The 10,013-nt window shown below is 74.1% G+C and carries 9 protein-coding genes; 4 read left to right on the top strand and 5 right to left on the bottom strand.

The annotated features are described in order from the left end of the window. From AB0D04_RS22670 to AB0D04_RS22655, 4 genes are all read right to left on the bottom strand, one after another. Positions 1-889: 1,4-dihydroxy-6-naphthoate synthase (locus AB0D04_RS22670; RefSeq protein ID WP_362706132.1), on the bottom strand; the 889-nt coding region annotated here is incomplete at its 3' end. Beyond that, on the bottom strand, positions 886-1,644 hold the full coding sequence (locus tag AB0D04_RS22665; RefSeq protein ID WP_362706142.1) for a futalosine hydrolase: 759 nt from the start codon (positions 1,642-1,644) through the stop codon (positions 886-888). The genes AB0D04_RS22670 and AB0D04_RS22665, both read right to left, overlap by 4 nt. Before the next feature lie 32 nt (positions 1,645-1,676). Continuing rightward, positions 1,677-2,183 carry a hypothetical protein gene (locus AB0D04_RS22660; RefSeq protein WP_362706130.1) on the bottom strand — a complete coding sequence of 169 codons (507 nt, stop codon included), beginning with the start codon at positions 2,181-2,183 and terminating at the stop codon, positions 1,677-1,679. Positions 2,184-2,265: 82 nt separating this feature from the next. Beyond that, positions 2,266-3,642 (bottom strand): MFS transporter, encoded by a 1,377-nt coding sequence (locus AB0D04_RS22655; RefSeq protein WP_362706127.1) that lies wholly within the window; start codon positions 3,640-3,642, stop codon positions 2,266-2,268. Positions 3,643-4,009: 367 nt separating this feature from the next. On the opposite strand from AB0D04_RS22655, the gene AB0D04_RS22650 reads away from it, so the two are divergent. Both AB0D04_RS22650 and AB0D04_RS22645 read left to right on the top strand, forming a co-directional pair. Next, positions 4,010-4,912, top strand: a complete 903-nt coding sequence (locus AB0D04_RS22650) for a DUF3027 domain-containing protein (protein ID WP_362706125.1) — start codon at positions 4,010-4,012, stop codon at positions 4,910-4,912. 476 nt (positions 4,913-5,388) lie between these two features. Next, positions 5,389-8,658: a molecular chaperone Hsp90 gene (locus AB0D04_RS22645; RefSeq protein WP_362706122.1), complete on the top strand. Its 3,270-nt coding sequence runs from the start codon at positions 5,389-5,391 to the stop codon at positions 8,656-8,658. Between the two features lie 73 nt (positions 8,659-8,731). Here the strand turns inward: AB0D04_RS22645 and AB0D04_RS22640 are convergent, their stop codons facing one another. Continuing rightward, the gene (locus AB0D04_RS22640) at positions 8,732-8,914 is read right to left on the bottom strand and encodes a hypothetical protein (RefSeq protein WP_362706119.1); all 183 of its coding nucleotides are present in this window, start codon (positions 8,912-8,914) and stop codon (positions 8,732-8,734) included. Between the two features lie 121 nt (positions 8,915-9,035). Between AB0D04_RS22640 and AB0D04_RS22635 the strand changes: the two genes are divergently transcribed. After that, positions 9,036-9,530 (top strand): hypothetical protein, encoded by a 495-nt coding sequence (locus AB0D04_RS22635; protein WP_362706117.1) that lies wholly within the window; start codon positions 9,036-9,038, stop codon positions 9,528-9,530. Positions 9,531-9,602: 72 nt separating this feature from the next. Then, positions 9,603-9,944, top strand: coding sequence for a hypothetical protein (locus AB0D04_RS22630; RefSeq protein ID WP_362706115.1), 342 nt, complete (start codon positions 9,603-9,605; stop codon positions 9,942-9,944). Positions 9,945-10,013 lie beyond the last annotated feature (69 nt).

Genomic DNA, 10,013 nt, shown 5'->3' with positions numbered 1-10,013 from the left:
CCTCGGGCCCGAACTCCCGCACCAGCTTCTCCCGCACCGCGGCGACCCCGCCGGCCTTGCCGTCCACCGGGCGGCCCTCGGCCGCGGCGCGTGTGAGCAGCCCGCGCACCGCGGCATAGCCGTCCTCGCCGAGGTCGGCGGTGAATTCATTGACGTACAGCCCGATGTGCTGGTCGGCGACGGCCGGGTCCATCTCCTGGGCGTGCTCCAGGACGTACGGCCGCGAGGCCTGCGGGTCGTCCCAGGCCATCCGGACGGACGTACGGACGGCGGCCGCCAGCTCGCGCAGCACCCGCTCGCCCAGCGACCGCTTGGCGATGATCGCGCCGAGCGGGATCGGCAGGCCGGTGGTGGCCTCCCAGTGCTCGCCCATGTCGGCCAGGCAGGTCAGCCCGTAGTCCTGGTACGTGAACCGCGCCTCGTGAATGACCAGTCCGGCGTCGACCCTGCCGTCCCGTACCGCGGGCATGATCTCGTGGAAGGGCAGCACCACGATCTCGCCCACGCCGCCCGGCACTTCGGCGGCAGCCCACAGCCGGAACAGCAGATAGGCGGTGGAGCGTTCGCTGGGCACCGCGACCGTCTTTCCCTTCAGCCCGGCGGACGTGCCCTCCTCCCGGGTCAGCACCAGCGGTCCGCAGCCCCGCCCCAGCGCCCCGCCGCACGGCAGCAGCGCGTACTCCTCCAGGACCCAGGGCAGCACCGCGTACGACACCTTCAGCACATCGAACTCACCGCGCTCGGCCATGCCGTTGGTGAGGTCGATATCGGCGAAGGTGACCGCGAGCTCCGGCGCGTCCGGGACCCGGCCGTGCGCCAGGGCGTCGAAGACGAAGGTGTCGTTCGGGCACGGCGAGTACGCGATGTCCAGCGGCCGGGGCGCGGTCACGGGGTCCTCCCTGGGGACGGGGCGGTGGGGGTACTTCCCCGCTCGAGCAGAGCCGAGAGCGTGGGGGAGGTCGGCAGCGCACGGAAGGCGTCGGTCAGCGCGGCGAGCGCGGGGCCGATCCGCCAGGCGGCGCGGTCGCGGGGGCCGACGGCGTTGGAGACCGTACGGATCTCCAGTACGGGCACGCCGTGCGCGGCAGCCGCCTCCGCCACGCCGAAGCCCTCCATCGCCTCGGCCAGCGCACCCGGGTGACGGGCCGCCAGCTCGGCGGTGCGGGCGGCGCTGCCGGTGACGGTGGAGACGGTCAGTACGGTGCCGGTCGCCGCACCGGCCGCCATGGCGACGGCCTCGACCAGCGCCGGATCGGGGCGGTGGGCGGTGGTGCCGAAGCCGAGTTCGGTGACGGGGAGGAACCCGTCGGGGGTTTCGGCGCCCAGGTCGGCGGCGACGATGGCGTCCGCGACGACGATCGATCCCAGGGGCGCGCGGGGCGCGAAGCCGCCGCCGATACCGGCCGAGACGACCAGCGCGTACGGCTCCTCGTCCGCGAGCGCGGCGGCGGTCAGCGCGGTGGCCGTACCGGCGGCCGCGGCGGCGGGGCCGACACCGGCGGCGAGGACGTCGAGCGCCACGGGCTGCCCGCCTGCACGGTGGAGCACCTGGCCACCGGGCAGCATCCGCGTGCCGGACGGCCCGGCCGCGGCGCAGACCGCATCCCGCTCGGCGCCGACGGCCGTCACGACCAGTACCCGCACCGGCCGGCCCGCTGACGGCAACGGGCCCCCGCTCAGTCCTTCGCCTTGAGCTCGAAGTGCCACAGCGTCTCCGGGCCCTCACCCTTGCCGACCTGCGCGACCATCAGCGTGACGTTCTTGAGGGACGTGGTCTGGCCGGTCTGCGGGTTCGCCTGCTGGAAGAGCTTCTCCGGGTCGAAGGTGCGGTACGTGTCCGTGCTGGGCGCCTGCATGACGGGGCCGCCGCCGACGACGAACCAGCCGGCCTTGGCGACATCCGGCTCCACGCCGATGCGCACCTTCTCGCCCGGGTGCACCTCGATGGTCGTGCCGCCGCCCTTCTTGGTGACGCACGCCGCGAGCTTCTTCGAGGACAGGACCTTCCCGTTGCCGTCGCAGCCAGGAGTGGCCTCGGCGGTCACCGTCGTCGAGCCGACCGTCACGGTCGCGAGCGCGGTCGGCTTCTCACAGGCGGAGAGGGTGAGGAGGCCCAGGGACACGGCACCAATGGCGGCAGCGGCGCGGCGGCCCTTGCCCCAGGAGATCAACGCAGCGGTCATACGGGCAGGCTATCTGGCGCCCTGGCCCACGCCACGCGCGGGTGCGGCGTGCCGCGCGGGTCGGGCCGTACGAGGCCGCCGGTCACGCCACCCGGGTGCGCGCCGCGCCGCCCCGGCGAGCCGCACCGAGCAGCCCCCGTACGGCCAGCGCCGCCCCGATCGCCACCAGCCCCGCCGCCACCGACATGCCCACCACGCCGATCAGCGGCAGCGAGATCCCGATGGCGCCGCCGACCACCCACGACATCTGCAGCGCCGTCTCGGACCGGGCGAAGGCCGAGGTGCGTACGGCCTCCGGCATGTCGCGCTGGATCATCGCGTCCAGCGAGAGCTTCGCCAGCGCCTGGCACAGTCCGGCGGTGGCGGCCACGGCGGTGACCACGATGATCGCGATCACGTTGTAGAACACCGCCGCGAGGACGGTCGCGCTCAGCGCCAGCCCCAGCACCCCCGCGATGATCGCCTCCGGCCCGCGTGCCTTCAGCCACGCACCCACCGCCGTACCCAGCGCATTGCCCGTACCGGCCGCCACCGCCACCAGCCCCAGCGACGTCGCCGGCCCCAGCCCGCCCAGCGGATGCTCCCGCAGCAAAAACGCCAGGAAGAACGTCAGGAACCCGGAGAGCGCCCGCAGAGCGGCATTGGCCTGCAGACCGTGCAGCACCGACGGCCCGACGGTCCGCAGCCCCGGCTTCGGCGGCGCTTCGCCCGACACCGCCTCGGTGTCCCGCGACGCCAGCCGCGCCCGCCCCTCGCCCTTCGCCGAGTCCACCTTGTGCGGCAGCGAGAACGACAAGAACGTCCCCGTCACAAACACCGCGAACGCCCCGTACAGCGGCCAGCTCGGCCCGATCAGATGCAGCCCGGCACCGGCCGGCGCCGCCACCCCGGTGGCCAGCAGCCCCGCCAGCGTCACCCGCGAATTGGCCTTGACCAGCGAAATCCGCGGCGGCAGCAGCCGCGGCACCACGGCGCTGCGCACCACCCCGTACGCCTTCGACGCCACCAGCACCCCCAGCGCCGCCGGATACAGCTCCAGCCCGCCCGTGGCGACCGCCCCCGACATCGTCAGCGCCAGCAGCGCCCGCGCCAGCATCGCGCCCGCCATCGCCGCCCGGCGGCCGTGCGGCACCCGGTCCAGCAGCGGCCCGATCACCGGCGCGAGCAGCGCGAACGGCGCCATGGTGACCGCCAGATACAGCGCCACCCGGCCGCGCGCCTGATCCGTGGGCACCGAGAAGAACACCGTCGAGGCCAGCGCGATCGTGATCATCATGTCGCCGGCGGAATTCACCGCATGCAGCTCGATCAGTTTGCTCAGGCCCGACTCGCCCGCGCCGTGCGCATGGGTCGCGCGGCGCACACCTCGGGCCGCGCCGGTGAACGGCGTACGCAGCGCGCGACCGGCCGCGCGACCCGCCCGGCGAGCCCGATTGCCTCCGTACCGTGCGGCAGCCACCTGGACATATTGCCCCAACCCGCCCGATGGATGACGCTTTCTCCGGCCTGCCGCGCGGGGCGCACCGGCCTCGGCGGGCCGCCGCTGACATTTGCCGCTCCCGCGAGGGGTCGTACACCGTTGAAGGGGTAGCGTGTGTAGCGCGCCACCGGCGGTCGTTTTTGGCCGCGTGCCTCATTGCTGTCCCGCAGAATAGGACGTAAGAGGTGCGCTCGACCGAAACCGATCGGGCGCGGACGTCGACGCGGTCCCCAGGTCCGCTCCGCCCGCCCCCGGCCCCGCCGGTCGTCCGGACAGACAGGACAGCCTTGGCTGGCGCACTCGTGAGACGGCGTGGAAGAGAGAATCGATTCTTGTGAGTGCTGCGATGCGAAGCCGTACCCCTGACCGCCTGTGCGCCGAGGCGGTCGACCTTGCGCGGGCGGCGGCGGAGGAAACCGCGCTGCCCGGCATGGTCGGTGAGCATATCGACGCCGTCGCCGACGCCGACCGCGTCGTCACCCATCTCTTCGCCTGCAACGAACCCGGCTACCGGGGCTGGCGCTGGGCCGTGACGGTCGCCCGCGCCTCCCGCGCCAAGATCGTCACCCTCGACGAGGCCGTCCTTCTGCCCGGCCCCGACGCCCTCCTCGCACCCGAGTGGGTCCCCTGGAGCGAGCGGCTGCGGCCCGGCGACATGGGCCCCGGCGACCTCCTGCCCACCGAGGCCGAGGATCTGCGGCTGGAGCCGGGGTTCTCCGGCGAGGACGTGCCGCCGCCGAACTCGGTGGTGGCCGAGGGGATGGCCGCCGAGGTCGCCGACTCCGAGGAGGCGGACGTCGTCGCGGGCTCGCCCGCCGTCCAGCCGGCCCCCGCGCGCGGGGGAATCGCCGACCTCGCCGAAGAGCTGGGCATGCGGCGCGCCCGCGTGCTCTCCCGCTACGGCCTGCACGCCGCCGCCGACCGCTGGGAGGAGGCGTACGGCGCCAAGACCCCGATGGCCCAGGCGGCCCCCGCCACCTGCATGACCTGCGGCTTCCTGACCCCGCTCGCCGGCTCGCTGCGGCAGGCCTTCGGGGTGTGCGCCAACGAGTTCGCGCCGGCGGACGGACGCGTCGTCTCCCTCACCTACGGGTGTGGGGCGCACTCCGAGGCCGCCGTCATGCCGGCGCCGCCGCGGCCGGCCGCGCCGGTGCTGGACGAGACCGTCGTGGAGCCGGTGTCTTTGCGGCCTGAGCCGGGCGGGTCCGTGTCTGAGGCCGGGCCCGCTGAGGAGCTGGGCCACAGCTAGGCCGCGTTGCGGGTTTCCCCCGTTGCCGGGTGCGGCGCCGTGGTGGGTTTGCACGCCTTCGGCGGGCGGGGTGGGGGTTGGTCGTTGCGGTCGGCATTCCGTAGCGGGGGTGCGGCGACAGGCCTGCACGACTTCGTCGCTACGGCCTGCCGCCTCCCGTCCGTAGTCGCCCTACGGCCGGTGGGAGGTAGGTACAAACGACGGCCGCCGGGCGCAACTCCGGCGCAACCCGAGGTCAAGTCCCCCACTCAGGGATGGTCGCGAAACCGGCGGGAGGAGCCGGGCCGTAGGGACGAAGTCCTGGAGGACCGGCCCCGCACCCACCCCCACACGTTCGCGACCCACCCCACAACCTCCCCCGCTCCCGCCGCAGGCGGGCCCAGAACAACGGACGAGGCACGGCGCCGCACCCGGCAACGTGGGGCGCATCCCGGAGGGTAACGTCAGCCACAGACGAGACAAAGGGAGACGGATACGTGGCTGGTACGTCGTGGGTACGGGGCACCGCCGAAGGGGCTGACCCGTTCGGAACGGGGCGGCTACGCCGCGGCGTACTGGACGCCTGGGCGGCGTCGCCCGCCCGGTTCCGGGAGGATGCCAACGCCGAGGAGGACCTGGCGCTGGGCGGCTACCGCGACCGCCTCGCCGTCGAGCTGGCGCAGAACGCCGCCGACGCGGCGGCACGTGCCGGCGTCCCCGGCCGGCTGCGGCTGACCCTGCACCCGGCCGACGACACCGGCGCCGCCGTACTCGTCGCGTCCAACACCGGTTCCCCCCTGGACGCCACCGGCGTCGAGTCCCTCTCCACCCTGCGTGCCTCCGCGAAGCGGGAGCCGAGCGTGGCGGCGGGCGCGGTCGGCCGGTTCGGGGTCGGGTTCGCCGCGGTGCTGTCCGTCAGCGACGAGCCCGCGCTGGTGGGCCGTACCGGCGGCGTCCGCTGGTCGCTCGCCGAGGCCCGCGGGCTGGCCCAGGAGGTGGCCGCGCACAGCCCCGGCCTGGGTGGTGAGCTGCGCCGCCGCGACGGCCATGTACCGCTGCTGCGGCTCCCGCTGCCCGCGGAGGGCAGCGCGCCGGAAGGCTACGACACCGCGGTCGTGCTGCCGTTGCGCGACGGCGCGGCGCAGGATCTCGCCGAGCGGCTGCTGGCCGGAATCGACGCGGCGCTGCTGCTCACCCTGCCGGGCCTGGCCGAGGTCGTCATCGAGACCCCGGAGGGCGTACGCGAACTGAGGCGCCGTCAGGACGGTGACCACGTCCTGATCGAGGACAGCGAGCGCGGCGCCACCCGCTGGCGGGTGGTCACGGACGGCGGCCCGCTGGAGCCGGCGCTGCTCGCGGACCGGCCCGTCGAGGAGCGGCTGCGCCCGGCGTGGTCGGTGACCTGGGCGGTGCCGGTGGACAAGGAGGGCGCGCCGGTACGGCCGTCGACCGCTGCGGTGGTGCATGCGCCGACGCCGACGGACGAGCCCCTGGGCCTGCCCGCGCTGCTGATCGCGTCGTTCCCGCTGGAGCCGACGCGCCGGCATGTCGCGCCGGGCCCGCTGACCGACTTCCTGGTGGGCCGCGCGGCCGCCGCGTACGCGACGCTGCTGCGCGACTGGCAGCCGGTCTCCGTCGGCACCCTCGACCTGGTTCCGGGCCCCCTGGGCAAGGGCGGCCTGGACGGCGAACTGCGCCGCCAGGTGCTGGAGCTGCTGCCCCAGGTCCGTTTCCTGCCGAGTGCCGGCACGCCCGGCGAGCCGGAGAAGCCGTCCGAGTGGGACGAGGACGTCGAGGCCGCCGCCGAGCGCTTCGTCCTGCGCCCGGTGGACGCGGAACTGCTGGAGGGCGCCGGCGCGGCCACCGTGGCCGTCCTGGCGGAGCTCTTCCCCAGCCTGCTGCCGGCCGGCCTGGAACGGCGGCCGGAGCTGCGGGCGTTGGGCGTGGAGCGGGTGCCGCTCGGCGAGATGGTCGACCGGCTGGCGGGCGTGGAGCGGGCGCCCGGCTGGTGGTGGCGCCTGTACGACGCGCTGGCCGGTACGGACCCGGACCGGCTGAGCGGACTGCCGGTGCCGCTGGCGGGCGCGGCGGGTCAGGGCCCCGGCGGGGCGAGTGGCACCGTACGCACCACGATCGGCCCGCGTCAGGTGCTGCTGCCGCTGCCCGGCGGCGGCCCGTACGAGAACGGTGACACCGAGGCCCGCCACCGCACCCTCGCCCGCCTCGGCCTGAAGGTCGCGCACCCGGACGCCGTCCACCCGCTGCTGGAGAAGCTCGGCGCCACGCCGGCCTCCCCGCGCGCGGTCCTCATCACGCCCCAGGTGCGGGCGGCCGTGGAGAATTCCCTCGATGCCGACGAGGACGCCTACGACGTCTTCGCGGAGGAGCTCGGCGGTGGCCTCGGCGCGCCGCTGGGCGCCGAGGAACTGGCCGAGGCGGTCCTCGGCCTGGTCCGCGACGCCAGCCTCGCCCCCGGCGACGAGCCGTGGCTGGGTGCTCTCGCGCTGCCGGACGACGAGGGGGAGCTGGCCCCCGCCGGCGAGCTGGTGTACCCCGGCAGCCCCTTCGAGCGCGTCATTCGTGAGGGCGAACTGGCCGCCTGCGACGCCGAGTTGGCCGAGCGCTGGGGCGAACAGCCCCTGACGGCCGTCGGCGTCCTGGCCGACTTCGCCCTGGTCCGCGCCGCCGACGTCGTCCTCGACCCGGACGAACTCGAGCCGCGCGACGGGGACTTCGCCGAGCCCGACGACCCGGGGCTCCTCGACGCCGTGGACGTCTGGTGCGAGGACATCCTCGACGCGCTGCCCGACACCCCCGTACCGCCCGTGGTGACGGAACTGATCGCGGTCCGCGACCTGGACCTGGTCGACGACGACTGCTGGCCGCAGGTCCTCGCCATGCTCTCCCAGCCGCCCCTCCGCGATGCCCTCACCACTCCCGTACGGGTCCTCCTTCCCGACGGCACCACGGAATCCGTACGCCCCTACACGGCCTGGTGGCTGCGCGGCCACCCCGTACTGGACGGCCGCCGCCCCGCCGGCCTGCGCTCGGCCGGCGGCGACCCGCTCCTGGCCGGTCTGTACGAGTCCGCCGACGCGGGTGAGGTCGACGCCCAGGTCCTGCGCGCCCTCGGCGTGCGCACCTCGTTGGCGGCGCTGCTGGACGAGCCCGGCGGCGCGGCGGAACTCCTCGCCCGCCTCGCCGACCCGGACGTGACCGTCGGAGCCGCCCAACTCCACGCCCTCTACGGCGCGTTGACGGATCTCGACCCCGACGGTGTCACCCTTCCCGACGAGCTGCGGGTCGTCCTCGACGGCGAGATCCAGGTGGTGGACGCCGGCACCGCGGTGGTCGCCGACGCCCCCGACCTGATGCCCCTCGCCACCCGCCTGCCCCTCCTCCCGGTCCGCCCCTCCCACGCCGCCGAGCTGGCCGAACTCCTCCAGGTCCGCCGCCTGAGCGAGGCGGTCACCGCCGAGGTCCGCTCGACGGGTGTGGAGCACGAAGTCCCCGAAGCGGTACGGGTCCTGCTCGGCCCCGCCACCCCCGCCTCGTACCTCGAGCACGAGGCGCTGACGCTGGCGGACGGCACGGAACTGGACTGGCGCTGGACCCCGGACGCCACCCTGCACGCCGCCACCCTGGAGGGCGTCGCCGCCGGCCTCTCCTGGGCCGCCGCCCAGTGGCCCCGCCGCTTCGAGGTCGCGGCACTGCTGGAGGACCCGGAGCGGGGGGAGGAGCTGGCGGAGGCGCGGTGGTTCGACTGACCGGCGGGCAACCGGCTTGTCCGGAGGCCCCGTCGCGGTGTGCCAGGGAGCCTCTTCTTGTTCGATGCGGGCGTCAGTCCGAGCTGAACTTCTTCACCAGCGCCCAGATGACGACGATCACGCCGACACCCAGGATCAGCCACTCCCACCAGTCCATGACGCCGTCGCTGGTCCCGTGACTGCCGCCGTAGTGGTGCGAGTGGTGGTGGCCGCGGGCCAGGATTTCGTACGTCACATCCCCCGACATCAGCTTCATGGGGAGGGACCATCGGGGGAGTCCGGCCGCCGCGCCACCCTTACGGACGGGCGGTCAGCCCCCAAAGCAGCGGGTGTCGCCGCCGCCCTGCGGCTGAAGTCATGCGAAGAGGGGAACCGACGTGCCGAATGAGCCCGACTGGGAGACCGGTGACGGGGTGATCGACATCCGTGATCCGGCCCAGATCGACGCCGCCTTCGACCGGGGCGAGCGGCATGTGGGCACGGCCGTCATCGGAATGGTGCTGCACGGCGATGATGTCGCCGTGCTCGCACCCCGGGTGGAGCGCGCGATGCTCTCACCGGATCCGAAGGTGCGCCAGCTGGGGTTCGTGGCGGCGGGCGACATGGCCCGCCTGTACTTCACGCTCAGCCCAGGGATTTATGCGGCGCTGCGTGCGGAAGGGCTCGGTGGCGTTGCTGAAGACGCCATCAGGGACACGCTGACGTTCATCCCCCGGCGGCAGTTGCCGTGGTGGATGCGGCGTCTGAATCTGTGGCTGTCGGTACGCGACACCGTGGAGGGCCGCTTGTTGAGGCTCCGGGACTTCCTCGAGCCGGCGACGGACGCGGTGAAGGCGGTATGCGGGAAGGCGCGTCGTAAGAAGACCCCATGACAGACCCCGGCTCGCGAAGCCGTGTACTCGTCCTTGAGGCACCGTCAGGGCCTCAGGGTGGCGATCACGCCGATGCCGACGACCACCACAGCCGCCATTCGCGCTCCGCAGTCCGACGACGCCCGACTGTTGCCCTGGGCGGGCGTCGACGGGAAGCCCTGCTATCTCCTCGGCGGCGACGGCGCCGGTTACGTGTCCCGTATCGCCGACGACATCGAGCGGCTCCAGCTCACCATGGCGGACGACCTTCTCGACCACGCGGACTACCTGCTCGCCGACCACCACGCCGCCACAACCAGGGAACTGCGCTTCCTGGCCCGTGGGTTGACCGACGTGCTGCGTGACGTGCGCCGCATCACTGAGAGCCGGGGCGCGCGGCTGCCGGTGCGGACAAGCGCGCAGAGGGACGGGTAGCGCCACGCACGTCATAGCCGCGCCGTAACCGGCGGGCCGGGTTCCTCGCCACCGGGCCCACTGATGACG

The organism is Streptomyces sp. NPDC048483, assembly GCF_040651455.1.
In the GTDB taxonomy this organism is placed as follows: domain Bacteria; phylum Actinomycetota; class Actinomycetes; order Streptomycetales; family Streptomycetaceae; genus Streptomyces.
Note: the sequence above shows the minus strand (reverse complement) of the source record. Positions and strands in the feature narration are given on the sequence as shown.